Annotated in this window: 23 protein-coding genes and 2 pseudogenes; 10 read left to right on the forward strand and 15 right to left on the reverse strand. The window is 64.5% G+C overall.

Going from position 1 to position 25,388, the window contains the following annotated elements; translation table 11 throughout:
- Positions 1-195: 195 nt before the first annotated feature.
- Positions 196-342: pseudogene (locus AC1DNF_RS26850) on the forward strand (IS110 family transposase); the annotation flags it as partial.
- 457 nt (positions 343-799) lie between these two features.
- Here the strand turns inward: AC1DNF_RS26850 and AC1DNF_RS26855 are convergent.
- The 4 genes from AC1DNF_RS26855 to AC1DNF_RS26870 all read right to left on the reverse strand — a co-directional run bounded on the left by AC1DNF_RS26855 (position 800) and on the right by AC1DNF_RS26870 (position 3,879).
- Positions 800-1,405, reverse strand: coding sequence for a plasmid pRiA4b ORF-3 family protein (locus AC1DNF_RS26855; RefSeq protein ID WP_478151702.1), 606 nt, complete (start codon positions 1,403-1,405; stop codon positions 800-802).
- A gap of 40 nt (positions 1,406-1,445) precedes the next feature.
- Entirely contained in the window at positions 1,446-3,038 is a 1,593-nt protein-coding gene (gene tnpC, locus AC1DNF_RS26860) for an IS66 family transposase (RefSeq protein ID WP_478151703.1), read from the reverse strand.
- Positions 3,039-3,106: 68 nt separating this feature from the next.
- Complete coding sequence (tnpB, locus tag AC1DNF_RS26865; protein ID WP_478151704.1) at positions 3,107-3,439, reverse strand: IS66 family insertion sequence element accessory protein TnpB; 333 nt, start codon at positions 3,437-3,439, stop codon at positions 3,107-3,109.
- Positions 3,436-3,879 carry a transposase gene (locus tag AC1DNF_RS26870; protein WP_478151705.1) on the reverse strand — a complete coding sequence of 148 codons (444 nt, stop codon included), beginning with the start codon at positions 3,877-3,879 and terminating at the stop codon, positions 3,436-3,438. Before AC1DNF_RS26870 ends, tnpB begins: the two co-directional genes overlap by 4 nt.
- 198 nt (positions 3,880-4,077) lie before the next feature.
- On the opposite strand from AC1DNF_RS26870, the pseudogene AC1DNF_RS26875 reads away from it, so the two are divergent.
- Together AC1DNF_RS26875 and AC1DNF_RS26880 are read left to right on the forward strand one after the other, a co-directional pair.
- Positions 4,078-4,233, forward strand: a pseudogene (locus tag AC1DNF_RS26875) (integrase core domain-containing protein); the annotation flags it as partial.
- Positions 4,234-4,344: 111 nt separating this feature from the next.
- Positions 4,345-5,337: an FUSC family protein gene (locus AC1DNF_RS26880; RefSeq protein WP_478151706.1), complete on the forward strand. Its 993-nt coding sequence runs from the start codon at positions 4,345-4,347 to the stop codon at positions 5,335-5,337.
- 81 nt (positions 5,338-5,418) lie between these two features.
- Here the strand turns inward: AC1DNF_RS26880 and ygiD are convergent, their stop codons facing one another.
- The 4 genes from ygiD to AC1DNF_RS26900 form a co-directional block, all read right to left on the reverse strand.
- The gene (gene ygiD / locus AC1DNF_RS26885) at positions 5,419-6,291 is read right to left on the reverse strand and encodes a 4,5-DOPA-extradiol-dioxygenase (protein WP_478151707.1); all 873 of its coding nucleotides are present in this window, start codon (positions 6,289-6,291) and stop codon (positions 5,419-5,421) included.
- A 22-nt stretch (positions 6,292-6,313) separates the two neighbouring features.
- On the reverse strand, positions 6,314-6,997 hold the full coding sequence (locus AC1DNF_RS26890) for a hypothetical protein (RefSeq protein ID WP_478151708.1): 684 nt from the start codon (positions 6,995-6,997) through the stop codon (positions 6,314-6,316).
- Positions 6,946-7,692 carry a hypothetical protein gene (locus tag AC1DNF_RS26895; RefSeq protein ID WP_478151709.1) on the reverse strand — a complete coding sequence of 249 codons (747 nt, stop codon included), beginning with the start codon at positions 7,690-7,692 and terminating at the stop codon, positions 6,946-6,948. The genes AC1DNF_RS26890 and AC1DNF_RS26895 overlap by 52 nt, the downstream gene beginning before the upstream one ends.
- A 468-nt stretch (positions 7,693-8,160) precedes the next feature.
- Positions 8,161-8,370, reverse strand: a complete 210-nt coding sequence (locus AC1DNF_RS26900; RefSeq protein WP_478151710.1) for an SDR family NAD(P)-dependent oxidoreductase — start codon at positions 8,368-8,370, stop codon at positions 8,161-8,163.
- Between the two features lie 417 nt (positions 8,371-8,787).
- On the opposite strand from AC1DNF_RS26900, the gene AC1DNF_RS26905 reads away from it, so the two are divergent.
- The 5 genes from AC1DNF_RS26905 (at position 8,788) to AC1DNF_RS26925 (ending at position 13,766) form a co-directional block, all read left to right on the forward strand.
- Positions 8,788-9,360 carry an NADPH-dependent FMN reductase gene (locus AC1DNF_RS26905; protein WP_478151711.1) on the forward strand — a complete coding sequence of 191 codons (573 nt, stop codon included), beginning with the start codon at positions 8,788-8,790 and terminating at the stop codon, positions 9,358-9,360.
- 204 nt (positions 9,361-9,564) lie between these two features.
- Positions 9,565-11,028, forward strand: a complete 1,464-nt coding sequence (locus tag AC1DNF_RS26910; RefSeq protein ID WP_478151712.1) for an MFS transporter — start codon at positions 9,565-9,567, stop codon at positions 11,026-11,028.
- A gap of 97 nt (positions 11,029-11,125) precedes the next feature.
- Positions 11,126-12,388, forward strand: coding sequence for a M20 family metallopeptidase (locus AC1DNF_RS26915; RefSeq protein ID WP_478151713.1), 1,263 nt, complete (start codon positions 11,126-11,128; stop codon positions 12,386-12,388).
- A 26-nt stretch (positions 12,389-12,414) separates the two neighbouring features.
- Positions 12,415-13,047, forward strand: coding sequence for a trimeric intracellular cation channel family protein (locus AC1DNF_RS26920; RefSeq protein WP_478151746.1), 633 nt, complete (start codon positions 12,415-12,417; stop codon positions 13,045-13,047).
- A 71-nt stretch (positions 13,048-13,118) separates the two neighbouring features.
- On the forward strand, positions 13,119-13,766 hold the full coding sequence (locus AC1DNF_RS26925) for an alpha/beta hydrolase (protein WP_478151714.1): 648 nt from the start codon (positions 13,119-13,121) through the stop codon (positions 13,764-13,766).
- 43 nt (positions 13,767-13,809) lie between these two features.
- Here the strand turns inward: AC1DNF_RS26925 and AC1DNF_RS26930 are convergent, their stop codons facing one another.
- The 7 genes from AC1DNF_RS26930 to AC1DNF_RS26960 form a co-directional block, all read right to left on the reverse strand.
- The gene (locus AC1DNF_RS26930) at positions 13,810-15,945 is read right to left on the reverse strand and encodes a beta-glucosidase (RefSeq protein ID WP_478151715.1); all 2,136 of its coding nucleotides are present in this window, start codon (positions 15,943-15,945) and stop codon (positions 13,810-13,812) included.
- 56 nt (positions 15,946-16,001) lie between these two features.
- Positions 16,002-17,363 (reverse strand): c-type cytochrome, encoded by a 1,362-nt coding sequence (locus AC1DNF_RS26935; RefSeq protein ID WP_478151716.1) that lies wholly within the window; start codon positions 17,361-17,363, stop codon positions 16,002-16,004.
- A gap of 35 nt (positions 17,364-17,398) precedes the next feature.
- Positions 17,399-19,048 carry a GMC family oxidoreductase gene (locus tag AC1DNF_RS26940; RefSeq protein WP_478151717.1) on the reverse strand — a complete coding sequence of 550 codons (1,650 nt, stop codon included), beginning with the start codon at positions 19,046-19,048 and terminating at the stop codon, positions 17,399-17,401.
- 10 nt (positions 19,049-19,058) lie between these two features.
- The gene (locus AC1DNF_RS26945) at positions 19,059-19,571 is read right to left on the reverse strand and encodes a sugar dehydrogenase complex small subunit (protein WP_478151718.1); all 513 of its coding nucleotides are present in this window, start codon (positions 19,569-19,571) and stop codon (positions 19,059-19,061) included.
- 25 nt (positions 19,572-19,596) lie between these two features.
- Positions 19,597-20,757: a porin gene (locus AC1DNF_RS26950; RefSeq protein WP_478151719.1), complete on the reverse strand. Its 1,161-nt coding sequence runs from the start codon at positions 20,755-20,757 to the stop codon at positions 19,597-19,599.
- Between the two features lie 79 nt (positions 20,758-20,836).
- Positions 20,837-21,136, reverse strand: a complete 300-nt coding sequence (locus AC1DNF_RS26955; RefSeq protein WP_478151747.1) for a DoxX family protein — start codon at positions 21,134-21,136, stop codon at positions 20,837-20,839.
- 665 nt (positions 21,137-21,801) lie between these two features.
- On the reverse strand, positions 21,802-22,218 hold the full coding sequence (locus AC1DNF_RS26960) for a DoxX family protein (protein WP_478151720.1): 417 nt from the start codon (positions 22,216-22,218) through the stop codon (positions 21,802-21,804).
- Between the two features lie 450 nt (positions 22,219-22,668).
- On the opposite strand from AC1DNF_RS26960, the gene AC1DNF_RS26965 reads away from it, so the two are divergent.
- Together AC1DNF_RS26965 and AC1DNF_RS26970 are read left to right on the forward strand one after the other, a co-directional pair.
- Entirely contained in the window at positions 22,669-24,342 is a 1,674-nt protein-coding gene (locus tag AC1DNF_RS26965; RefSeq protein WP_478151721.1) for a Na+/H+ antiporter, read from the forward strand.
- The gene (locus tag AC1DNF_RS26970; protein ID WP_478151722.1) at positions 24,339-25,328 is read left to right on the forward strand and encodes a cation diffusion facilitator family transporter; all 990 of its coding nucleotides are present in this window, start codon (positions 24,339-24,341) and stop codon (positions 25,326-25,328) included. Before AC1DNF_RS26965 ends, AC1DNF_RS26970 begins: the two co-directional genes overlap by 4 nt.
- The last annotated feature ends 60 nt before the right edge of the window (positions 25,329-25,388 follow it).

Consider the following 25,388-nt stretch of genomic DNA (forward strand, 5'->3'; position numbering starts at 1 on the left):
GCCCTACGGGCTCCTTCCAAGCCCTACGGGCTCCTTCCAATGCGCCGGGATCGGGCAAACTGTTCGCTGCGTCCATCGCTGCCTTGGGTTGTGGATTGATCGTCATGCCTACCTCGTTGCTCACTGATCTCTCGGGGGTAGGTGTAGCAGCTCATATTGGCACGGGGGGGCGCTGGACAAAGGGCGGACCCGTGCAGTTGGGTAAACGCAGTGGTGCAGCGCCGCAACAAGAATGTCGCGGCGGTCGCGTTGGCCAACAAGAATGCTCGAATCGTCTGGGCGCTGCTGGCCCATGACCGGCGCTACGAGACGGGTTACAGCAAGGTGGCCGAGGTCGCGTGATCGAAGGCCAATCGCGAAAGTCGCAAAACAACTTCCGGGAGAAATACCACCGATTGCTCAGGCGATCATGAAGTGATGGCAAAACAGGTAAGACCGTGGTTGACCAAGCCCGCGCCGGTCGAGGCACCTAGAGTGCGTGTAAGCGATTGAGGCGTTGACCAGCAAATCCCATCAGGGACCGCAGCCAAAAGCTGCACTCACAGTCCGAATGTACGGGAGCAATCTTCACCTTCGCGTTGTCACGAATTGAGAGGCTGGCATAGGGGGCGTTCATGTACGTCCGGCGATCCCATCTTGAATTCGCGGTAGGAGCAAAGGATGCTCGTATCCACTAACTCTTGGTGGACACGTGCACACTATCTCTCCTCAGGCTTCCGGCGATCGGCGGCGACGCCGGCTGCATAGCGGTATCCGTCCGGCCATCACACTTGACGCCTCCCTTCCTGCCTGAGCCGGCTCAGAGGCGCTCGGACAGCCAGTCGCGGATAGCGCGGTTGGCCGAGTTGATGTCGAAGCTCTTCGGGTCGAACGGACCGCCGCACCATTGCCACATTGCGTCGTGCTGCTCGTGGGAAGGATCGCCGATGGCCTGCAGGAACTCCTCATAGCCACCGAGCCCGCCGACGTCCTCTGGCGGACAGGCGTTCGCACCGGCCAAGCACATCGGCCAGCTGTTGCGCCCTTCGTCAGGGAGCTCGACCGCCTGCACCGTCACGTCGTGGTTCCAGCCATCACCGAGGTCGTATTCGTGCAGGAAGCCTTTGACCGTCGTGCCCACCACCTCGTCGAGAGTGAACTCATCGTCGGGCAGTACGGGTTTGTCGTCGATCCACTCGTCATCAGGGAGGCCGTACAGGTTGCCGTCGATCGCGAACAGGTGCATGTGGCTGTTGGTCCAGCCCATCGCCGCCTGGATGATGCGGTCCAGATCGGCCAGCGTCATGTGGCCGGGCACGCTGATCAGCCGCCAGACCGTCGGCTCGCTGCCCTCGAGCTTCACCAGCAGTCGGTAAGCGTGCTTGGGCTTGGATTTCCTGCGTGCAGCGGTTTTGCGTGTGGCCATCGCCGCAGCGTAGCAGGCGGGATTGGCGCCGCCGGCGCGTTCACCCCTCAGGCGGCGTCCAGCGATGCGGCAGCAACTCGTCGATCCGACTGGCCGAGTGCGTTGGCAGTCGCTCGAGGACGTCCTTGAGGTACGCGTAGGGGTCGTGCCCGTTGATGCGTGCCGAGTGAAGCAAGCTCATGACCGCCGCGGCCCGCTTGCCCGCGCGCAGGCTGCCGGCGAACAACCAGTTCGCCCTGCCAAGGGCAATCGGCCTGATCTGGTTTTCGACCCAGTTGTTGGAGATCGGCACGTCGCCGTCCTCGACGAAGCGAGTGAGCTCCTTCCATCGCTTGAGGCTGTAATCAATGGCCTTGACGGTGGCCGAGCCGGGCGGCACCAATTGCCGCTGCGCGAGCAGCCAGCGATGGAAGACGGCCAGCACCCGGCGTGACTTGCGCTGCCGGATCCGCCGTCGCTCTTCGCCGGGCAGCGCTTCGATCTCCCGCTCGATCCTGAACAGGCACTGGTGGTAGCGCAGCGCCAAGCGGGCGACTTCGCTGCGATGGTTGGCCCACAGGTCGTTGAACTTCCTCCTGGCGTGTGCCATGCATTGTGCTGAGGTCACGCCTTTTTCGACGCAGGCCGAGTAGCCGCTGAACCCGTCAGTCACCAGCGTGGCCTTCCATGCCTGCGGGGTGTCCAGCTGCAGGAACTCGCGCACGTTCTCGCCGCTGCGGGTCTCGCAGAACTCGTACACCACCGCCCTGGTCGGGTTCGTGCTCGGCGTGCAGTACGACCAGATGTAGGCCCGATGCGTCTTGCCGTCTCGCAGCTGCGCGGGCTTGAGCATCGCCACCGGCGTCTCGTCGGCGTGCAGCACCAGGTGGCGCCGCAGTTCGTCGGCCAGGGCCTGCACCAGGGGCTGCAGCTGCGCGCCGCATTCGCCCACCCACTGCGCCAGCGTCGAGCGGGCGATCAGGTGACCGGCACGCGCGAAGACAGCTTCCTGCCGGTACAACGGCAGATGGTCCATGAATTTGCCCACCAGCACCTGCGCCAGCAACCCCGCCGTCGGGATCCCCTTGTCGATGACGTGCGCGGGCACCGGCGCCTGCACCAGCTTCTGGCAGCAGCGGCATACCCATTTGCCGCGCACATGCCGCTCGACCGTGAACACGCCCGGCTGGTAGTCCAGCTTCTCGGCCACATCCTCGCCAATGCGCTGCATCGCCTGCCCGCAGTCGCAGTTCGTGTCGGCCGGCTCGTGCGGCACGTCGCGGCGCGGCAGGTGTGGTGGCAATGGGGCACGCTTGGGGCTCTTCTTGTCGGCCTTGCCTTTGTCATCCCCGTCGCCGCGCTGCTGCTCGATCTCTCGACTCAGTTCGCTCAGGTCCGCGTCCAGCGTCTCTTCCAACAGGCTCTTCTGCTCGGGCGACAGGGTGCTGGCGAAGCGCTCGCTCGTGGCGGCGAACTTCAACCGCTTGAGCACCGCCATCTCGTGCGTGAGCTTATCGATCAGCGCCTGCTTGAAGGCGATCTCGTGATCACGCTGCCGGAGCTGCGCGTCGCGGGCTGCCAGCTCGGCCATCAGCGACAGCATCGCCTGCCGCGTCTGCGGGTCCAAGGCGTCTAGTTGCTGCGCACCGATCATGGAGCGTCATCGTGCCGCAGCGCCGCGCCCGGCGCATCGGCACATACGGCAATTGCCATCGGCCGTGTTCAGATCACTCTGATGATCCCGGCATCGCCCAGCCGCTGCCACGGCAGGCCGAGCACCAGCGCGTCGAACTGCGTGCGCGTCAGTTGCAGTGTGGTGGCCGTGTCGGCGGGCCAGACGAACTTGCCGGCGTTGAGCCGCCGCGCGGCCAGCCACACGCCGATGCCGTCGTGCACCAACACCTTCATGCGGTTGGCGCGTCGGTTGGTGAAGAGGTAGGCATGGTTGGGATGTGCAGCGCCGAAGACGCCGACCACGCGAGCCAACGCGGCTTCAGTGCCCAGGCGCATGTCCAGGGGTTGCACGGCCAGCCACACCGCATCGACGCGGATCAACCCAGCACCTCGCGCAGCCACGCGGCGTTGCGCTCGTCCAGTGGCAGCCTGGCATGCACGGTGGTGCCGCTGCGGTGGATCTCCACTGTGACGTCGGCGGGCTGCTGCGTCGCCGCAGCGTTCATTGCCAGCTGCACCGGGCGAGCGTCAGGCGCGGGGGGAAGCTCGGGCTCGCACATCGGCAACTGCACGAAGCTCGCCAGGGTCGGAGCAACGCTGGGTGCCACGGTCTTCGGTGCACCACCGCCGGGCGCCGCCTCATGAACCCAGCGACGCAGCATGTTGGCGTTCAGGCCGTTGGCCAGCGCCACGGCAGCTACCGAGGTGCCCGGCTGCCGCGCCAGCTCGATCACCCGCGCCTTGAATTCCGCGGAATGCCGCCGCCAACTGCGCCTGGCCGCAGCGGTCACGTCTTCGGGTCCGATCTCGGAAGTGTCCATATGTCCACGCATTTGTTCGTGGACACAAGCATCCTCGTCCGGCTATGCCAATTCAATGTGACTTTGCCGGACGGATACGTTACTCCCGCATTGGAGCGCGGCAATGATGACGACTGGACAATAGGAGCCGGATGAATCGAGAGGTTCACGTCCGGTTCTGGGAGAGCGCGGGGGTGCGATTCCCTCGCGCCACTCACCTACCTCCACGCCTATGACTCTGTCGCCCAAGCCAAGGCAGGGATCGCGCGCTACATCGATTTCTACAATGTCCGGAGACCTCACTCGTCGCTGGACAAGCGCACACCCGACGAGTTCTACTTCCCCACGCTGCCGGCGATGAAGGAGGCTGCCTGATGGGTTGAACCATGAGTACATGGCTCAACCGGGGCGCCTCCGGCGGCCTGGCAGGGGCCTAAAGATTGAAAGATCAAACCCGCAGCCAATCCACTTATCTCAGGTCAAAGCGTGTTCAGACAACCGGAGCCACCTCTCGGACTGCCGATCTTTGCCGGCACAGCCTATGGCGAGGTCGGCTTGGGGCTGGCCGGCTCGATCGGCGGCCTTGTCTTCCTTCATCTCCCCGCCACGAGACTGGCGCACCGCATGGCATGGCTGATGGCGTGCGCGTTCGGGATGATCGCGAGCCATTCACTGGGCATGCTCGGGCATTTCTACCCCAATCTGGTCGTGCCGTTGCTCGCACTCATCACCACGCTCGTCACGATGGTGTGCCGCTTTTACTTGGCGCCTCCGCCTGGCAGCCTTTTCTTCGTCATGGCCGCGGCGATGGCCGCATACACTCCCGTTCAAGGGCGGGCAGCAGTGCTGCAGGTCGGCGCTCTCGCGCTCGGCACGGTGCTCGCAGTGGGCATTGCGTTCCTTTACAGCCTGCGGGTCGTAAGCCGCCACGGTGTGCCCGCGCCCAGCCCGCGCGTCGAGCCGAGCTTCGACTTCGTGGTTGTGGACTCGGTGCTGATCGGCAGCTTCGTGGGATTGTCACTGTTGACGGCACATGCGCTGCAGTTGGACCGGCCATACTGGGTGCCGGTAAGCTGTCTCGCCATCATTCAGGGCGCGTCGCTTCGCGCGGCATGGACGCGACACTTCCATCGCATCATGGGGACTGCGCTGGGACTGCTTGTGTTTCTCGGTATCGCGGAGTTTCCGCTGGGACCTTGGGGTGTGGCCGCAGTGTTGACCGCGTTGACGCTGGTGATCGAAACGCTGGTAGTGCGTCACTACGGCCTGGCCACCGTCTTCATCACGCCGCTGACACTCTTGCTGGCAGAGGCGGGGCAGCAGTCCGTCATGGCGCCGCAGCAGCTCATGCAGGCGCGTCTGGTGGACACGATGGTCGGAGCCGTGCTCGGTCTTGCGGGTGCAGCATGCCTGCACAGCCCCCGCTTGCGCGCGGCGCTGGGTGCCGGATTGCGCAGGGTGTTGCCTGGGAGTGGGTAGGGGCCACCGCGCTGATGAACGTCGTGCTCCTGGCACCGCCGCCGGCTCCCGCACGGCGCAGCCTCGGTTGACCACCATGGCTCAGATGTTGGTTTGTTCGGGCGGCGTGCTCGTGGGCATCCAGGCCGCGTCGCTGCCGGCAGTTGGGCGAACCAGCGGCGGTGTCAGGCCGAGCAGGTAGCTTGTCATGCTCAAAGAACCAAGAGTGCAGCCCTGCGCAAACGGCTGTGCGGTTTCGCCGGCAGCAGAACATAGTCCGGCGAGGTAAGCCAGCGGCAGGAAGTGCTCGGGGGTCGGAACCGCGCTGGAGTAGTCGGGGTGGTGCAGCACCTGCGCCAGTGCTGCTGGGTTGGTGGTCATCACCTCGCGCACGTGCGCATCGAAGCGCTCGCTCCAATCGAATCCGCGCTCGCCATGGGACCAATCAACTCGCCGCAGGTTGTGCACGACATTGCCACTTGCGACGATGAAGACTCTCCGGTCGCGCAATGGCGCCAACTTGGCTCCGAGATCCATGTGATAGTCCAGCGGCGCTGCGGCATGAATGGACAACTGCAGCACGGGGACATCCGCATTCGGAAACACGTGCGCGAGTACCGACCAAGCGCCGTGGTCGATGCCCCAGCTGTCGTGGTCAAGGCCAACGTGGACTGGCTGGAGGAGGTCGGCTAGTTCCTGCGCCACCTCAGGGCTGCCCGGTGCGGGATAGTCGAACGCAAACAGTTCAGGTGGGAAGCCGAAAAAATCGTGAATCACTCGCGGCACGCGCATGGCGGTGACAGCGGACCCGTTGATGAACCAGTGCGCCGAGATGACAACAACCGCGCGCGGCCGTGGCAGGGCGTTGCCGAGATCACGCCATGCTTGGGTGAAGCGATTCGCCTCCAGCGCATTCATCGGGGATCCATGTCCCAGAAAAGCAGCCGGCATGCGGGGTAGGGTCGGTGTGATCATGCGCTATTCCTTCATCAGGGCGTCAGCCAGCGGACAGACCGGCGCGGTCCGTGACTTCTCCCTCAGCAACAACCAGACTCTTGCCTGCTTTTGCAGTGGCACGTACGTTTGTCAGTGGTGTGGACCCGCCCTTGCTCACCAGGACGGCGTCGGAATTCTCGCCGTTAGCCTGCACCCTTCCTTTGATGTCGACGGCGTTGACCATTCCTCCTTCGACCGCATAGGTGGTTACGTTCGCACCATGTGTCGTCAGGTCACCCCCCACCTCCAGCCTCTCGACCACGCCGCCCGGCTTGACGCTGAACGCCTCGGCGGGAAGCACCATGTTGACACCCTTCACCAGGGTGTTGCCGACGGACCCGTGAGTCGTGATGCCCTTCTCAATCACGATGGTGCCTACCGGCTTGCTGACCTGAACGCCGATGGAGCCGTTGCCGAAGGTTTCGATGGAGTGGAAGCGGGCATTGCGGACAGTGCCGTCGTATTGATTGAATCCGCGTGCGCCCAGGCCGTGCGTGACCACCTCCTTCTCCGCCACGAATTTGTCGACGGTTCCAAAGTTCACAAAGCCGATTCCGCTCGGGCCATAGGATACGATGGGGGCGTGTGCCATCCAGTTCTCCACCGTGCCCCAGGTGTCGAGAACCATGTCGTTCACCCCGTAGGTGATGATTTCGCCGAAGTGTTCAACCAGCTTCGCTCGCACGCCGTACACGATGAAGATGCCGGCCTGATGATGTCGGCGGTACCGTAAGGCAACATACCGTTCGAGTAGACGGCCCCGGTGGTGAGCTTCTCCAGTTCGACCCAGCCGCCGTTGTCGCTGAACCCGCTCACAAAGACGCCCGAGCCGATGACGGGCGCGTTCCGGCTCCCCGCCGTGATGTTGGTCAAGGAAGCGCGAATCTTCGAGTCGGGGTCGCCGTTGAAGTTGTAGACGGTCAGGGCCCCTTGGTAGACGTTCACCCCGTACTTCTGCGGCTGTTCGCTGTAGCGACGGCAATCGCACGCCGCAACGTGGAGCTTGTCGACCGTGAGGTTCAGGTTTTTGGTCCCGCCGCGCACAATGATGGACAGCTGTCCCGTGACGCACAAGTCATTGAGCGTGATGCTGCCCATGTCCGCAAGGCCTGTCTGCGTATAAATGGCGCGTGCTGAGGGCGTCGCCATGACCGTCAAGTTCTCGATGCGGTTATCGGCGGTCAATCCGACGCCGTCGCCGTTGCTGAAACTCAGAATGCAGCTGTCCTTGTCCCTACCTGTAAGCAGGAAGCCCGGCGGCAGGGTTATCGAGTACGGACTCAGTACCGACGTCTGCAGCTGCAGGTTGCACGGCTCCGGGTGAGCGAGAGCCTTCGATAGGTCCACCAACGACTCGATGGGGGTTGTTCTGATGCTCATACGTACTCCCTGGCGCTCTGATGAGTAGGACTACGCACCAGAATGACACCTCCTCCCACCGCCGTCAAGAACACCAACGAACAGCAGGTCTGAGCAAAACTGAGGTTCTACCCTGGGCCCGTGGCGCAGGCGCCGGTGTGGCAGGATGCGGGCCAAACGCCGGCGAGTCGACCTTTGCGTCGCCCATCACAACATCGAGCCGAAGGCGTTCATCTGGACGGCACGCGCCTCTGACATCCTCGCCAAGGTCACGCGAGCCAAGGCTGCTCTCGCGGCCACTGCGGGACAGGTACAGAACAGGGTGGCGGACCGCACTAGCTCTCGTGTTCCGCTACACGGCTTGGGCATCAGCCTGTGGCCAACATCTTTCCGGCAGGCATTTCTGAATGGGAGACCGCGGGCGCCTTGATCTCGTTGATGCTCTTGCCTGCCGCCTGATCCCGGCCCTCGAACACGCGTTGAATGCGATCACCGGTCCACCGCACCGGGAAGGATCGCGTTTGGTCGGATGTTGTGCTCGCCGTGCTCCGTCGACCGCGTTTTCCTTGAGCCGATCAGCCCCCACTTGACGGTGGAATAGGGGCTGCGGTTCGGATAGCCAAATCGCCCTGGGCGCGATGACATCACAAACGTCAGATCTTCTGAGTCGACGCGGCCAGCGATCATGACATGCTTCATCGCCCTGCGTGCCTCGACCTTGGTGCCCGTCTGCTGCAGATTTTCTTTTCAGAGCCTGACCGACGTGATCAGGTAGTGGTTCCGTTCCGTCTTAAGCCTCCGACGCGAGCGCGCGAAGCGCGCAGCCTGAGAAGCTGCAATCCCTGCAACCCCATCGACCATGAAGCGCTCCGTTCAGTCGACGAGTTGAGAGGTACCCGATGTTCAACGCCGAGATGCTGAAGTCAAAGGTTGGCAATCTATGGGCCACGCGCCCGTCGGTGCGCTCTTCTCAGCAGATGCCGATGCGCGTATCGTGACCCATCCAGCTTCACAGGATCTGTTCTCCCAAGCTCTGTAGCTGCAAGCCGCAAACCGCAAACCAAACGTCGGCCAGTCGGACGGTGGCATCGGCCTCGGTGTTGAAAGGAAATTCATATGACTACGCACAAAGTTGGCTACCTGATCGGCAGCCTCGCCAAGGCCTCCATCAATCGGCAGCTCGCCAAGGCGCTGGTGAAGCTGGCGCCGCCCGCGCTGGTGTTTTCAGAGATCCCGATCAAGGACTTGCCCCTCTACAGTTACGACTATGACGCCGACTACCCGCCGGTGGCCCGGGCCTTCAAGCAGGCGATCGCCGATGTCGATGCGCTGCTTTTCGTCACACCGGAATACAACCGTTCGATTCCCGGCGGCCTCAAGAATGCCATCGACTGGGCCAGTCGGCCGTGGGGGAAGAACTCCTTCACGCACAAGCCCTCTGCCGTGATTGGCACATCGCCCGGCGCCATTGGCACAGCGGTGGCCCAGCAGAGCCTGCGCAGCGTGCTTGGCTTCTGCAACGCGCCTCAGATGAACGCACCGGAGGCCTACATCCAGTTCACCGCGGGCCTCATCACCGAAGACGGCGACGTGACCAACGAAAGCACGGCGGAGTTCCTGCGCAACTACATGTCGGATTTCCACCAGTTCATCGCACGCGTTCTTGCGGTGCTGCCGCGCGACGCATGACACCGATGCCGGCAGGCCAGCCCAGGGGCTCGGCATGACTTGCGCAGCTGCGCCCACAGGTGGTGGCCAGCGGTCAGCAGCAGGTCAGGCCGCGGAGGTATGACCCGCACAGCACCAGAGAAACGAACAGGTTGTCGATCGATGGTGCTTTCTCGGTAACGCAGCCTTCGAGACAAGCTAGGCGCAGGCGCACTGAAAAAGGGCATGACTATCAGCGTTCAACCCGTGCCGTACAAGGGCAACGATCGGTTGCTTTTCGGCATCATCATGGGCGTCGTCGCGTTCTGGCTGTTTGCCCAGACGACGCTCAACATCGCGCCCGACATGAGCCGCGACCTCGGGATGGATGCGAACATGATGAACGTCGCGGTAGCCATCACCTCGCTGTTCTCGGGGATCTTCATCGTGGTGATGGGCGGCTTGGCCGACCGTGTGGGCCGGATGAAGATCACTCGCATCGGCTTTTACCTGAGCATCGCCGGCTCGCTCCTGGTGGCGATCACGCCGCGGGGACAACTGGCCGCGCCGGTCATGCTGCTTGGCCGTGCGCTGCAAGGCCTGTCGGCCGCCTGCATCATGCCGGCCAGCCTGGCGCTGGTGAAAGCGTTTTGGGACGGCGCCGAACGCCAGCGTGCCATCAGCATGTGGTCGATAGGCTCCTGGGGCGGCTCAGGCCTGTGCTCGCTCGTCGGCGGCCTGATGTCGCAGAACTTTGGCTGGCGATCGATTTTCTGGGTGGCCATCGCCGTCAGCGTGCTCGGCCTGTGGATGATGCGCGGCGCGCCCGAAAGCAAGGCCGAGACCAAAGGCGAGTACAAGTTCGACCTGTCTGGCGTGCTTGCGTTCATGGTCGCCATGGTGGCACTGCAGGTGCTGGTGACGCAGGGCAACAAGTTGGGCTGGACCAGCCTCGTCGGCCTGGGTCTGCTGGCGGCCACGGTGGTGGTCGGCTGGCTGTTCGTCCGCATTGAAGACAAGGCACCCAATGCCTTCTTCGACTTCAGCCTGTTCAAGAACGCGACCTACACCGGCGCGACGATCTCCAACTTCCTGATCAACGGGACCGCCGGTACGCTGATCGTGTCGCTGCAACTGGTGCAGATCGGCGGCAACATGAACGCCCAGCAGGCCGGCTTCCTCACGCTGGGCTACGCAGTCGCCATCATCGCCTTCATCCGCGTGGGCGAAAAACTGCTGCAGCGCTTCGGTCCGCGCAAGCCGATGATTTGGGGCTGCCTGATCACAGGCCTCGCGATCCTGCTGGTGTCGCCCGCCAACCTGCTGCTGTCGAATTACAAGATCTTGGCGAGCCTGGGCTACACCTTGTTTGGCGTCGGCCTGGCGTTCTACGCCACCCCCTCGACTGATGCGGCCCTGTCGAACCTGCCGGCGGCCCAGACGGGATCGGGTTCGGGCATCTACAAGATGGCATCGTCGCTGGGCGCCGCCTTCGGCGTGGCGATTTCTGCCGCCATTTTCACGGCGCTGAGCGCCAATAGTTCGAGCGTGAACTGGCTGGACGGCGTGATCACCTTCAGTGGCCGCCAAGACAACCTTGCCGTGCGGGAGGCCGCCATCGTCGCGCTTGGCTTCAACGTGTTCATGGTCGCCATGGCGATGGTCGCGATCATGCTCACGATTCCAAAGGGAAGGAAGGCACAGGCCTGAGTTCGGCGCTGACGGCAAGCACCCACAAACCGGCCTCGGGCCACACCTCTTCCCACTGGAATTCCTTCAACCTCGCTTCTTCACTCCTGGAGGTGTCATGAATCCCCTCACCCAGGCACTCGCCTCTTCTGAACCCGCCATGATGACCGATCTCGAGACGCTCTACAAGGACATCCATCAGCATCCCGAGTTGTCGATGCAGGAGGTCCGCACCGCGAAGATCGTCGCCGACGAGATGGAGCGTCTGGGCTACGAGGTGACGCGCAACATCGGCGTGACCGGCGTGGTGAGCGTGATGAAGAATGGCGCTGGCCCGACAGTGATGTTGCGCGCCGACATGGATGCGCTGCCGATGGCCGAGAACACCGGGCTGCCGTATGCCAGCACCGTGACGGCGCGCGACGCGGACGGCGACGAGGTCGGCGTTGCGCACTCGTGCGGCCACGACATGCACGTGACCTGGATGATCGGAGCCGCGCGCATCCTGTCCACGAACCGCGCCGCCTGGAGCGGCACGCTGATGATCGTGTTCCAGCCGGGCGAGGAAACGGCCGAAGGCGCCAGCGCCATGGTGCGCGACTGGGGCGACGGCCGCTTCCCGAAGCCTGACATCATCCTCGGCCAGCACGTGATGGTCGGCCCGGCAGGCACCGTGAACTACCGTCCCGGCGTCACGCTGTCGGCCGGGGACAGCCTGAAGATCAAGCTGTTCGGACGCGGCTCGCACGGCTCGCAGCCGCAGACCTCGATCGATCCGGTAATCATGGCCGCGGCGACCACCATGCGCCTGCAGACCATCGTCTCTCGGGAGATCGCGCCGACGGAGCCAGCCGTCCTCACCATCGGCTCGCTGCAGGCGGGCACCAAGGAAAACATCATTCCCGACGACGCCACCATCAAGCTCAACATGCGCACTTTCGACGAAGACACGCGCGAGTACATGCTCAAGTCGATCCGCCGCATCTGCTGCGCCGAATGCGACGCGTCCGGCGCGGAGCGCCCGCCCGAGTTCACCACCATCAACAGTTATCCGCTGACCGAGAACGATCTGGTCGCCACGCAAAAAGTAGCGCAGGCCTTTGGCCAGCAATTCGGCGAGAACGCCTCGCTGGCGCCCAGTCCGGCGTCGGCCAGCGAAGACTTCAGCATCTTCGGTCGCAGCTGGGGCATCCCCTATGTATTCTGGTTCGTCGGCGGCACCGATCCGGCGGTCTACGCCAAGGCCAAGGAGGAAAAGACCGTCAACCAGATCCCCAGCAACCACTCGCCGAAGTTTGCGCCGCGCATCCATCCGACGCTGGAGACCGGCTTGCAAGCCATGCTGACCGCCGCCGGCGCGTGGCTGTGTCCCGGGGCATGAACGTCCACGAACTGGCTCTTGCCGGGCTGAATGACCACCGCCTGTTCACCTTTCTCGACCTGGCCGGTACCTTCGCCTTTGCCATCAGCGGTGCAGTCGCTGCGAGGGACCGTGACCTCGACTGGTTCGGCGTCATCGCCATCGCCTTCGCGGTCGCGTGCGGCGGCGGCGTGCTCCGCGACCTTTGCATCGGCGCCGTGCCACCGGCGGGGCTGACCGATTGGCGCTACCTCGCCGTCGCCCTGGCGGCGGCGCTGATGACGATGGCCACAAGCGCGTTGATCCTGCGCCTCGCGCACCCGGTCATGCTGTTCGACTCTTTGGGCCTCGGACTATTTGCTGTGACCGGCGCACAGAAGGCCATGATCTTTGGCCACAACGCCGAAGTGGCGGTGCTGCTGGGCGTGGTCACCGCCGTGGGCGGCGGTGTCATTCGGGACGTGTTGCTCAATCGAGTGCCGGTGATTCTTCAGCGTGAAATCTATGCCTCGGCCGCGCTGGTCGGCGCCGGCATCGAGGTGGCTGGCGAACGCTTGGGATGGGTGTCGAACGGGCGGACCTGGGTCGCTCTGGCGGCGTGCTTCGCGCTACGGTACCTGTCGCTGCGCTACAAGTGGAACCTGCCGCGTGGTTCCGGACGCGACCGCGAGGGTGACTAAACGTTCTAAAGTCCAAGCGCCAACGGCATACGACCTACACTCCACTCTACGAAGAATTCCGCGGAGTTCCGATGCGCCTTCCGCTTCATTTCCTGCACCTTCCTGCGACCGGACCGGATCCGTGGCTTCTTGTGTTGCTGCACGGCGTTGGCAGCAACGAGGCGGACATGTTCGACCTCGCGCCCACGCTGCCCTCCAACGTTCACGTGCTGAGCCTGCGGGCCCCGTACGAGATCGATCAGGGCGCCTACGGTTGGTTCGGCATTCACCGGACGGCCGACGGCCAGCGCCGGATCGATGCGCTGCAGGAGCGGGAGAGCCGCTTTCTCGTCGGCGACCTGGCGCAGTCCGCTGCCAGGCAGCTGGACGTGCCGCCCGATCGGCTTATCGTCGGCGGATTCAGCCAGGGCGGCATCATGTCGCTTTCCGTGCTGCTGACCCATCCGCAACGGCTGCGCGCGGCGATGGTGTTGCACGGCCGGCTGCTGCCCGAGGTCGCGCCGGACGTGGCGCCGCACGGCGCGTTCGCCGGCAAGGCGCTCTGGGTCAGCCATGGCAGCGCGGACCGGATCATGCCGCCGTCGGATGCCCAGGCCATCCGCGCGATGGCGTCCACGCTTCCGCTGGAACTTGCGGGTGCGGACTTCCCTGGTGGCCACGAGCTTCTTCCCGCGGAATGGGCGCAAGCGGTGCGCTGGCTCGGATCGCTCGGCGTTTGAGACTCGCGCGGAGGCCGCATGCGCATGCTTTCGCCGTCCCCGGTCAGTGCTCGCGCACGATAGTTTCGCGCAAGGCGATTTCCCTGGAGGACCCGCCCACCATGATGTCGACCGGCCCGCGTACCGCGACCCACTCGTGCCTGGCAACGTCCCAAGATGCGAGGTCGCGGCCCTCGATGGGAATGCGGATGTGCCTGCTTTCCCCAGGTCGGAGCTCGACCTTGGAAAATCCGGCCAGCTTCTTCGGCGCCTGAGGCAGATCACGGGTAGTTGGGAGCCCCAGATAGACCTGCGCGACTTCGCCGCCCTGGCGCTTGCCCGTGTTCGTCACATCGAGAGAGACGAAGCAGGCAGGCTCGAACCCGGTGCCCATCGGGGACCTGGTTTGTTCCACCTTGAGATTCGCGAATTTGAAGGTGGTGTACGACAGGCCAAAGCCGAAGGGAAACAACGGCCTGATCCGGTTCTGGTCGAAGTGCCGGTAGCCGATGAAGATTCCTTCCGAGTAGCGCGCCTCCTGGTTCACGCCCGGCCATTGCTGCGGCGTACTGGCAGGGTAGTCCCCGCTGGTGCGGGCAAAGGTGATCGGCAGCTTCCCCGATGGATTGACATCGCCGAAGAGGACGGAGGCGACCGCTGCGCCGTCGCTCTGGCCCGGGTACCATGCTTCCAACAGGGTCGCGGCCTTGTGCTCCCAGGGCATGTACACGGCCGAACCCGTCTTGAGGACCACCACGGTAGCTGGATTGGCGTCCAGCACGGCCTCGACCAGCCGGTTGTCGTCTCTGCTCAGGTCGAGTTCGTGGTCCGAGCCTTCGCTGGTGACTTCCCCCACCATCACGACAGCGACGCTGGCCACGCGAGCCAGTCGAGCCGCGCTGGCGACGTCCTTGCCGTCGTCGAGGAGCACCCGCACGCCGTTGCCCGCGCGCGCCTGGAGGCCTTCGAGGGGACTGACCGTCATCAATGGGACGACCCTCGAACTGCCGCCCCCGCCGGTGATTGCATGCGTTGCCTGGGGGCCGATCAGTGCGATGGTATTCAGGTTCTCGGCTTGGAGCGGGAGCACGTGCTTCTGGTTCTTCAGCAACACGATGCCTTCGGCCGCCAGGGCCTGGGCGGTGCGTTGATGGGATTGCGCGGGAATGGGCCGCTCGACGGGCGGCTGACCAATGAAGCCGTACTCGATCATTTTCTGCAAACGGCGGACCAGCTTCTCGTCGAGCTTCGATTCAGCCAGCGCACCGGACTGGACGGCCTCCTTCAGCTTGTCGCCGAAGAACAGGCCATTCGGCATCTCGAGGTCGACGCCGGCCAAGGCGGTCGCAACGGTGCTGTGCACCGCGAAGAAGTCCGAGGTGACGAAGCCGTCAAAGCCCCACTCGTTGCGAAGGACGCGGTCCAGCAGGGCCTCGTTCTCGCAATTGAATGTGCCGTTGATCTTCGGATAGGCACACATCACTGACGCGGCGTTGCCCAGCTTCACCGCGCGCTCGAAGGCATAGAGATAGATCTCGCGCAGCGTGCGCTCGTCAATGACTTCATTGATCGTGAACCGATCGGTCTCCTGGTTGTTGGCGACGAAATGCTTGACGTTCGCCATCGTCTTCTCGCTCTGCATGCCGAGAATGTTCGCGACCGCCAGTTGGCCCGTGAGATAGGGGTCCTCGCCAAAGGCCTCGAATGTCCGGCCATTCTGCGGCACGCGCGCGATATTGATCGTGGGGGCCTCCAGCAGGGTGTTCCCCAGGGCACGGGATTCCGATCCGCTGAGCTTGCCGAAGGTGTAGGCGGCGCCCGTGTTCCAGGTCGATGCGAGCGAAATCGGCGATGAAAGCGCTGTCGCCGGCTTCTGCGGGTTCGCATCCCCCATCCCCACGCCCGAGGGACCATTCGTGACGTAGAAAGGCGGAATGTCGAGAGCGGCGATGCCATCCGTCCTGCGCGGCATGACAAGCAGATTCTCGATCGGTCCGTCCTTGGGACCCGCGATCTTGGTGGCCAGCGGAGCGGCGCCATGCAGTTGTTGGATCTTCTGGTCCAGCGTCATGCGCGAAACAATGGCTTCGGCCTGCTGCTTCGCTTCCTGCGCGCCGGTGGCGAAGGCATTCACGGTACACAGCGTCGCCGCCAGCAAGGCATGGCGATACGGCCGGCGCCTCGAACGGATAGATTGCATTTCGGAACTCCCGAAGTCGTGAAGATGAATACCAGAGACCGACCATTGCGCGCCGGTCATTGCGCCGTCCCGCGCCTGCGACGCAGGAATGTAACGGCGAGAACGAGGAGGACAACGATCGCCGCGACCATGCCCGCACGGGCCACGAGTGCCAGATGAGAAGCCTCGCCGCCGGCACGCAGCGCTTTCACCTGGTCGACGCTGATCACCGCCTGCGGATTGCCGTAGTGCTTCTGCAGATAGTTGCCCAGCGTCGTGATCTGCTGATCCGACAGGAACGAAAACTGCGGCATCAGCACCTCGACGCCGCCGTCATCGGAAGGATGGCGGACGCCTTCGAGCATCACCATGACGAGATTGTTGGCCCGTGCGTGTCCCAACGCGGTGTTGTGGAAGAGCGGCGGCAATCTCCCGTCGAAACTGCCTTGTCCCTGTGCCTGGTGGCAGGTCGCGCAGTGGGCATCGTAGAGTTGGGGGCCGTTCATGCGATCGCCGTCCGACGGCAGGGCCACGCCGCGCACGCTGCTCAATTCATCGGATGCGGTGCCCCACGCGAATGCCGGCCGGGTCGCTTGCGCGTCGCTCTGGGCGGGTACCGTCTTTAGATAGCCCGCGATCGCGCGCAGGTCACCGTCGTCGAGATGGCGCAAGCTGTTGTCGATCGCCTCGGCCATGGGACCGGCGGCCTGCGCCTTGCCGGCAGCGTGTCCAGAGCGCATGTAGCTCGCCAGTTCTTCCTTGGTCCAGCCGCCGATGCCGGCGACCGTGTCGGACGTGACGTTGGGCGCGAACCAGGGGCCTATCTCTGCGCCGCCCAGGGCGCGAGATGGATCTTCCGCCATCAGGGCGTTTCGAGGCGTGTGGCAGGCGCCGCAATGCGCGAGCCCGCGCACCAGATAGGCACCCCGGTTCCACTCCGCACCCTGCCCTGCATCGGCAACGAATTGTTTGTCATCGAGAAACAGCGCATTCCACACGGCCATGGACAGCCGGACATCGAAAGGAAACGGCAGCGCCGTGGCGGGAGGCGACGTATCCGCGGGCGCGACGCCGTGCATGAAGTAGGTGTAGAGCGCTAGCGCATCGTCGTCCGTGACCTGCGCATAGGCGGTGTAAGGCATCGCGGGATACAGGTGCTGACCGCCGGCGCGAATGCCCCTGCGCAGAGCGTCCGTGAACTGGGCCAACGTGTAGCTACCGATACCGTGGCTTGTCGACGATGTGATGTTGGTCGAGACAATGGCCCCCAGGGGGGTCGGCATCGCCAGTCCGCCCGCGAACGGCTTGCCGCCCGGGGCGGTATGGCAAGCCACGCAATCGCCGGCGAGGGCCAGGTACTTTCCGCGTTCCACCAGAGCGGTGTCGGCATTTGCCGGCGCGGCGACGGCCCCGGTGATCCCGGCGAGGGCCAACAGCAAGGCGCCCAGATCCCGTCCCGGATGAGTCATCCATTTCATGAGGGCGTCCTCTGTCCGCTGCGCGGCCCAGCGGGTCCCGGTCCTGGCACGCCGGAGGCTTCCAGGATGTGCTGCACGGTCCTGAGCGCAACCGCAACCCCTGTCTCTGTGGAATTGCAGGTACCTGCCGTCGGCAGCACGCCGGTGCTGGTGATGAACAGGTTCTCGTGATCGTGGGTGCGTCCGTGGCCATCCACGACCGATCTCGCGGGATCCTTGCCCATGCTCATCGTGCCGGTGATGTGTTGGTTGTTGGCATAGCTGCCGTCCTTGCTGAACCGCAGGTTCGTCCCGCCCATCATTTCGGCGATGCGCGCGAAATCCGCCTTGGCTGCATCGGCTCCCTTGCGCGTGTAGTCGTCGATCGCGTAGTGCGCCTGCGGCTTGGGAATGCCCATGGCGTCCTTCTGATCGCTCAGGGTGATGCGGTTGTCTGCTGCGGGCAGCACTTCCAGCACCGTCTTGACGTTGAATTCGCGCGCCGCGCTGTGGCGAAGGCGTCTTTCGAATTCAGGACCGTACACGCCTTTATCGATCAGGGACTGCGTGGCGCCGGCGACCCGGGAGATGTTGGTGAAGTCAAGGCGATATGGCGCATGCTCGGAGCGGAACGGCCCGTCGCGCAAGGTGTTGATGGAACTGGGGCTTTGCGGGCCACGACCCAGCCACAGGTCCTCATCGACATCGAAGGTCAAAGACGTGCTCGGATGGTCCATCAGGTGGCGCCCGACCATGCCGGAACTGTTGGCCAATCCCTGAGGGTATTTGTCGCTTGCCGACAGGAGAAGCAGCCGCGGACTTTCGATGCCGTTGGCCGCCAGGACGAAGCTCGTTCCGGTCACGCGGTGCGAGACCTTGTCTGGGTCATAGTAGTGCACCGCCACGATGCGGCCCGTCGTGTCGTGCTCGATGCGGTAGACGTTGGCGTTCGAGAGGAGCCTGGCACCCGCGGCCTCGGCATCTGCAGCGGCGATGCCCCCGTGATATTGCGCATCGATCGGGCATATGGGCTGGCAGCTGTTGTTCCCGCAACAGGCGGGCCGACCCCCATAAGAGCGGCTGTTGCGCGCGGTGGTGTTGCTCACGACCGGATAGGCCGACACCAGCCGCTCGCGCAGGCGGCGCATGGCGTACGGTTCTGCCACTGGCTCCATCGGAAAAGGCTTGTTGCGCGGCGAGCCGGTGTTGGGGGCGCCCGAAACCCCCATGATTTCCTCGGCCTCCTGATAGAAGGACTCGAGATCCTCGTAGCTGAAGGGCCAGTCAACCCCCACGCCGTAAAGGCTCTTGATCCGGAAATCGTTGGGGACATTACGCCAGGCATGGGCCGCCCAGTGCCAGGTGGTGCCGCCGACTTGGCGGAGATACTCGGCCGGATAGGGGTAGGGGCCCGCCTGGATCAGGTAGCCGTTGTCCTCGGGCTGGTACACCGGATGCGGCGCCCAGGGTGCCGGCGGGTATGGCGACATCCAGTCGCTCTTGCGCGCCGAGTTCCGGAACCGAGCCACGATCTGATCCCGGGTGACGCGCGGCCCGGCTTCCAGGATGATGACGGAAGCGCCGCGCATCGACAGCTTGCGCGCCGTGAGCGATCCGATGATGCCCGACCCGATGACTATGAAGTCGGCAGACAGTTGTTCGGCCATGGAATGTTCCTCAGGTCGGCTTGCGGGCCCAGCTTCCGTACGCGCCGTAGGCGTAGGTGGGCGGCTTCAGCACATCGGCGACGATCACCGCGTTGAGGGCGGTCTCGTAGGCAAGGCAGCGAGCCGCCTCCGCGCTGCCCACGATGCCCATGAACCACGCGGTGGCGATCTTGCGCGGCAAGGGCGCCAGTTCCGGGTGTTCGGCGTCGAGCACCTTCTGCAAGTCGAGCGGGTCGATCTTTCGCTCGTTGATCAGCGCCAGCAGGCTGCGGGTGGCCGACGGAAAGCCCGCATCGTCAGCCTTCAGCGCGTCGTACAGGCGTGCGGCCTGCGCCCCGTCCAGCGACTGCCGGCCCGCCAGCAGCGCCGACACCGCAGCGAACGCACCGCGATACTCATCGCTCACCGGTTGTGCGAGCGCCCACGGGATCAGCGACGCGGTGTAGGCGGACAGCAGGCCGGCCAACAGGGTTCGCCGCTGGGTGCGAGGGGTGGGAAGAGATTTTGCTGCCTCGGCGTTCATGGGATGGGTCCTTGTCTGTTGCCTGTCAGAACGAATGGCGCATGCCGAACATCAGCACGGTCTGGTTGCCGCCTGATGAAGGTGTCTGGTTTTGCGAGTCGCCTACCATCGCCAGCGCATCGATCGGATGTCCGATCCCGAGGATGCTTAGCGTTCTGCCGCGCGCCAGCTGGCGCGCCTCCAGCAGGTAGAGGGCGGTCCTCTTCGAGGATGAGTAGATTTGCGACGGGGACAACTGACGGTATTGCGCCGGATCGGTGATGCCGTTCGCGGGACGCTCGCGGACATAGGTCAAGGCGGCGCCCAAGGTGAGGGCGGAAGAGGTCTGGTAGGAGGTGATCAAGCCCGCGGTCTCGAAACGCGCCGTCTCCCTGAACAACGAGTCGCTCCTGGGGCTGTAGCTCACCTCGGTCGCATGTGCGCCGAAGACCCATTGATCGAGGGTGTGGCGCATCGCGGCGGCAAGATATTGGACCGAGCCTGCCGAGACGTAGCCGTTGTTGACCGGCGATGTCGAGAAGCTGCCCGACGCCGATGGACTCCAGATCCCTGCCGTGTTGCCGTTGTTCAGCTTCAGATAGCCCAGTCCCAGGTTCCACGGCAGTGCGTCGTATTTGACGGCCGCACTGTATGCCTTGCCGGCCGACCCGGAGTCGGCCCCACGGGGAAGTCCGACCATCGCGCCCCATTGCAGCCCCGACCATTCGGGGGAGGTATAGCTCAGCGAGTCGTTGGCGCGGATCGTGGTGTCGAGCCCGTCGATGTCCCCCGGACGCGCGCCCGTGGCGCCCGTGACGATGTTGGTGGGACCCAGCGGCCCTCCGACGAAAAGGTAGTACGGCGTGTATTGCCGCCCCATGGTCAGCACCCCGACGTGATGGTCGCCCAGGCCGACATAGGATTGCCTGCTGAAGGCATAGCCGGGCGGGCTGGTCGCGCCGGTTTCGATGTCGAGGCCATTCTCCAGGACGAAGACCGCCTGCAGGCCGCCGCCCAGGTCCTCGATGCCCTTGAAGCCCAGCTTGGACGCCGCAAGGTTGCCGCTGCGCGCATAGATCGACGACCTTCCCAGTTGGTTGTTTGCGTAGACCAGGGCCGAGTCCACGCCGCCATAAAGGGTCAGGTTCGATTGCGCAAAGCATTCGCATCCGGCACTCGCAGCCAGTGCGACCGCCGTGGCGATCATCCAGATGCCTCGCGCAGACTTCATGCCGCTTCCCTATTCAGCGCGCGAAGCCGGGGCTTGGCCCGATGCTGGCGCTGGTCTAGCGGCTGCCCGCCCGATCGTCGATGCTGGGCTGGCCGGCCCCGTTTTTCACGAACAGCAGCAGGCCGCCGGCCATCGCGAGGTTCTTCATGAAATTGGTCATCTGTTCCTCATCGGCGAAGTTCCGGTGCGCGATGAACGCGGACCCCACGGCAAAGAGCGCCAGCACAGCAGCGGCCCAGCGGACCTTGAAGCCAAACAGGATGGCCAGTCCGCCGCCCAACTCGACGAGGATGACCAGAGGCACCAGCGCAGTGGCCATTGGCAGGCCTACCGAGGCGAAGTACTGCGCGGTCAGCCCATGGCCATCAACTTGCCGTAGCCCGCGATGATGAAGATTTGCGCCACGAGAATGCGCGCAACGATGGTCAATGATTTCTCCATGAAGACTCCTTCACCTGTCGTGTTGCCACGCCGGTCACGCGCACAAACGATAGAGCAATCCACCCATCAAGGCACGCGTTTTTGTTCGACCCGCTGGTTTCACCTACACCCTACAGGGTACGAAGTAGGGGGATCGGCTCGTTCTTTTTACGAAGCGTCGCGCCCCGGTGGCGGACGCTCAAATTACCCTCGACGCCGCGCGGATGGAAGCGTCCCGCGCATTTGCGCTCCGGCAGCGGCGATCTCCCGCAGCACTGCGTCGCGCCGCGCAGTCAGACGCTCACCGGGAGTGGCCGCGTCTGGGGACGTACTGCCTACCTTCAGTGAGCCTGTGCCTCGGAAGCGACGGAGGAGCACGACCTCGACCTCCCGGGAGGAGGCGAGGGCGTAGTCAAGAACTCCCGCCGCTCTGTTCGAAGCTCTTGCGCGAGACACAGCCACGAGTTCTGGGCCGGGCGGCCCGGAGGCACCGACGATCCGTACCCAATCCCTCTGTCCTCAACCCTAATCAACGCACTTCATGCGCCGCCTCCTTTTGCGCTGCCCGCCGTTGATCGGCGTCGACGCACGGGCGCACCGTCAATGCAGCGGGCCGAAAGGCGGTGAGGCGAGGAGAGTCGCCGCGCCGTCACCGAGCAGAAACACCGCCAGCAGGGCCGCCGTCCAGAACGCCGGATATTCCCAACCACCGTCCTTGTTGCTGAAGAGCCAGCCTTTCTTGCCGTGCACCTTGACGATGGTGCCGATCATCAGTGGCATCAGCAGCAGGGCGACGTAACGCGGATAGAGACCGAGGATCAAGCAGGTCGCCCCTCCCAGTTCTGCCGTGATCGTCACATAGGCGAACCAGCCTGGCAGCCCGAGCGACTGAAAGTAGGCGACGGTACCGGGGATCGTAAAGACGCGCCACTTGAGCAAGGCGTGGGCTATGAACATGGCGCCCAGGCACCAACGCAGCAGCACCACCGCGTAGGGTGAGGTTATTGGATCGATCACGCGACACCTCCTCTTTCGATTGCGTGTGCATTATGCGCGTCGAGGAAGTCAAATTCGACAGGCACACGGCGAGGGCATCACCTTGCATCGACATCCTAGCGAGGCATTCCAAGTCGAGGTTCAGTCGTCGTCCCACTCCGCCCCGCTGAGCGAACTTCGGACTTGGCCCCCGACAAAACGTACTTCGTCTCAGAAGCTGAAAATGCAGTCATGGAGCATGCGAGATGAGTAAGACAGACGAACTTGAAAGTCGCGCGGCGTACATGGGGGCAGTTCGGCCGGTTGACCTGCGCCAGGAGCCGCCGACGCTCGATGCCGAAATCGATCCGCACCTCGCCAGCAAGCTGCCCCTGCTTTTGGGGAAACACAGGCTCGAGCCGCTAGCGACGGTGCGCGAGCAGCGGCGGCCCTCAGGCATGCGGCCCGGGCCTGGGCTTTGAGAGTCGCGCGATGGACACTTTGCGTTTGTGCCTTCTCCTTCTTGCCCTGCTGGCCCTCTCCGGTATCGTCTCGCGGCACCTACCGGTGCCCACGCCTTTCGTACAGATAGGCCTTGGCGCGCTCGCCGGCTGGCCGGCCGGCGGCCTCCACCTCGAATTCGAGCCCGAGCTGTTCCTGCTCCTCTTCATCCCGCCACTGCTGTTCGTCGATGCCTGGCGCATTCCCAAGCGCGACCTCATCCGCAACCGCATGCCGGTGGTCCTGCTCGCGCTCGGTCTGGTGCTTTTCACGATCGTCGGTGTCGGCAGCATGGTGCACTGGCTAGTTCCGTCGATTTCGCTCGCCGCCGCGTTCGCGATGGCTGCGGTATTGTCGCCGACCGATGCGGTCGCCCTTTCGGCAATCACCGCCGGCTCGAAGATGCCGGCGCGGCTGCAAGGCATCCTGCAGGGCGAAGCGCTGCTCAACGACGCCTCGGGCCTGGTCTCATTCAAGTTCGCACTCGCGGCCGCGTTGACAGGTGTGTTCTCGCTCGGCTCGGCCGCGTTCGGCCTGCTTGCCGTCGGCCTGGGCGGCCTGATCATCGGTGCGGCGCTGGCGTTCGTATTCGACTGGACGCTGCGTTTTGTGGGCGGCCGGGCCGACGGCGACACCGCGACCGAGAGCCTGCTGATGCTGTTGCTACCGATCGCCGCCTACATGCTCGCCGAACGCTTCGGCGCGTCCGGCATCCTTTCCGCAGTGGCGGCGGGTCTTGCGATGGACAGTACCAACTTCTCGCGCCGTGGCGGCGCGGTGCAGCGCACGCAGGCTCGCTTCGTCTGGGGCATGGTCGAGTTCGTCTTCAACGGGCTGATCTTTCTTTTGCTCGGCCTGTACGTGCCGATCAGCGTCCGGAGCGCAACGCACGTCGGCTCCGTCTCCCCCGGCGAAGCCGGCAGCTTGCTGCTGCTGATCGGTGCCGTGACGCTCGCGTTGATTGCCCTGCGCTTCGTCTGGGTCTGCGTGACGTTGCCGCTCGAAAGCTGGATCGCACACCGAGCGCGCCTTGAATGGCGTTGGCCTGGGCTGCGCGAGGTATGCGCCGCCTCGCTCGGTGGCCTGCGCGGGGCGATCGCACTCGCCGGCATCCTGTCACTGCCGCGGTTGATGCCCGACGGGTCACCTTTCCCGCAGCGCGACCTGATGTTCGACGTCGTCCTCGGCGTCGTCCTCTGCTCGCTGTTGCTGGGGGCGGTGGGCCTGCCGCCCTTGCTGCGTGGAGTACGCACGAGCCCCGGGGCCGAGCCGAAGCATGCGCGCCGGGCCGCGCTCGTCGCTGCGGCGAAGGCGGCGCTCGCCGCAGTCGAGGCGCGCCAGAGCGAGCTCCTGGCGGCGTGCAACGAACGCCAGTCCGAACTGTGCCGCAAGGAGGCGAGCGGGCTGATTGCGCGCTACCGACACATCATCGACGGTGGCGCGGAGGTTGGTCAGTTGGTGCCGGCCGGCAGCGCGCCGACGGATGCTGAGCTGGCAGCGTCGTTCGGCAGCGAACTGCGGCTGGTCGGCCTGCAGGCGGCGCGCGATGAGTTGTACAAGGCCAAGGCCTCGGCCCGGATCGACGAGCAGACCCTCAAGTCGATCGGCGCCGAACTCGACTTGACCGAGTTGTCCCTTCACAGCGGATCCCGGAGCCGGCGATGAAGGCGAACTCGTCGAAGACCGTGATCTACGCAGCGCTCATCGGCAACCTGCTGGTCGCGGTGACAAAATTCATCGCCGCGGCACTGAGCGGCAGCTCGTCGATGATGAGCGAGGGCGTTCACTCGCTGGTCGACACCGTCAACGAGCTGCTGCTCCTGTACGGGATGCGGCGCTCGAGCCGGACGCCCGATCCGGCTCACCCGCTCGGCTACGGCCGCGAGCTCTACTTCTGGAGCTTCATCGTCGCCGTGCTGCTGTTCGCGCTCGGGGCGGGGGTCTCCTTCTACGAGGGTGTGACGCGCGTCAGGGCACCCACGCCGGTCGGCGATGTGACCGTCGTCTACATCGTGCTCGCGCTTTCGTTGGTATTCGAGGGGGCGTCGTGGCGTGTGTCGCAGCGCGCCTTCCACGCCGCCAAGGGTGATCTCGGCTACTGGGAGGCAGTCCGAAAGAGCAAGGATCCGCCGTCGTTCATCGTCCTGTTCGAGGACTCGGCTGCGCTCATCGGCATCGTGATTGCAGCAGGCGGCACCTACGCGGCGGATTCGTTGCAGATGCCGGTGTTCGACGGCATCGCCTCGATTCTCATCGGCGCGGTGCTCGCTGCGACATCGGCCACGCTGGCACGCGAAGCCAAAGGCCTTCTGATCGGCGAACGCGCCGACCCGCAGATTGCCGCCTCGATCGAGGCGCTGGCACGCGGCGAACGCGGCGTGGCGGCGACCAACGGCGTCATCACCATGCAACTTGCGCCGGACCAAATCGTCGCGGCGCTGAGCATCGAATTCGAAGACGAGCTGCGCACGCCGCAGATCGAAGACGCGGTCGCGCGTCTCGAACAGCGCGTGCGCACGCGCCACCCGCAGGTTGTGGCGCTCTTCGTCAAGCCGCAATCCCGGGGCCGCTACGAGCGAAGCCGCAGGTCACGCTACGGCGGCGACGTGGTCGAGGCCGGGGCAACTCGCAGCGCCACGAAGCACCCCTGATCACCATTCGGGATCCGCCGTTGCGTCAGCGGTTGCGGATGACGTATCCTGAGCGAGGAC

The sequence above is a fragment of the Variovorax sp. 01T432 genome, from assembly GCF_056398605.1.

Bases quoted from the DNA above. Each gene is read 5' to 3' on its own strand.
- AC1DNF_RS26855 (WP_478151702.1), bottom strand. From the start codon at position 1,405: ATGGCCACACGCAAAACCGCTGCACGCAGGAAATCCAAGCCCAAGCAC.
- AC1DNF_RS26910 (WP_478151712.1), top strand. From the start codon at position 9,565: ATGACTATCAGCGTTCAACCCGTGCCGTACAAGGGCAACGATCGGTTG.
- ygiD (WP_478151707.1), bottom strand. From the start codon at position 6,291: ATGATCACACCGACCCTACCCCGCATGCCGGCTGCTTTTCTGGGACAT.
- AC1DNF_RS26945 (WP_478151718.1), bottom strand. From the start codon at position 19,571: ATGAACGCCGAGGCAGCAAAATCTCTTCCCACCCCTCGCACCCAGCGG.
- AC1DNF_RS26915 (WP_478151713.1), top strand. From the start codon at position 11,126: ATGAATCCCCTCACCCAGGCACTCGCCTCTTCTGAACCCGCCATGATG.
- AC1DNF_RS26930 (WP_478151715.1), bottom strand. From the start codon at position 15,945: ATGCAATCTATCCGTTCGAGGCGCCGGCCGTATCGCCATGCCTTGCTG.
- AC1DNF_RS26965 (WP_478151721.1), top strand. From the start codon at position 22,669: ATGGACACTTTGCGTTTGTGCCTTCTCCTTCTTGCCCTGCTGGCCCTC.
- AC1DNF_RS26950 (WP_478151719.1), bottom strand. From the start codon at position 20,757: ATGATCGCCACGGCGGTCGCACTGGCTGCGAGTGCCGGATGCGAATGC.
- AC1DNF_RS26905 (WP_478151711.1), top strand. From the start codon at position 8,788: ATGACTACGCACAAAGTTGGCTACCTGATCGGCAGCCTCGCCAAGGCC.
- AC1DNF_RS26870 (WP_478151705.1), bottom strand. From the start codon at position 3,879: ATGGACACTTCCGAGATCGGACCCGAAGACGTGACCGCTGCGGCCAGG.
- AC1DNF_RS26940 (WP_478151717.1), bottom strand. From the start codon at position 19,048: ATGGCCGAACAACTGTCTGCCGACTTCATAGTCATCGGGTCGGGCATC.
- AC1DNF_RS26895 (WP_478151709.1), bottom strand. From the start codon at position 7,692: ATGAGCATCAGAACAACCCCCATCGAGTCGTTGGTGGACCTATCGAAG.
- tnpC (WP_478151703.1), bottom strand. From the start codon at position 3,038: ATGATCGGTGCGCAGCAACTAGACGCCTTGGACCCGCAGACGCGGCAG.
- AC1DNF_RS26970 (WP_478151722.1), top strand. From the start codon at position 24,339: ATGAAGGCGAACTCGTCGAAGACCGTGATCTACGCAGCGCTCATCGGC.
- AC1DNF_RS26900 (WP_478151710.1), bottom strand. From the start codon at position 8,370: ATGAAGCATGTCATGATCGCTGGCCGCGTCGACTCAGAAGATCTGACG.
- AC1DNF_RS26925 (WP_478151714.1), top strand. From the start codon at position 13,119: ATGCGCCTTCCGCTTCATTTCCTGCACCTTCCTGCGACCGGACCGGAT.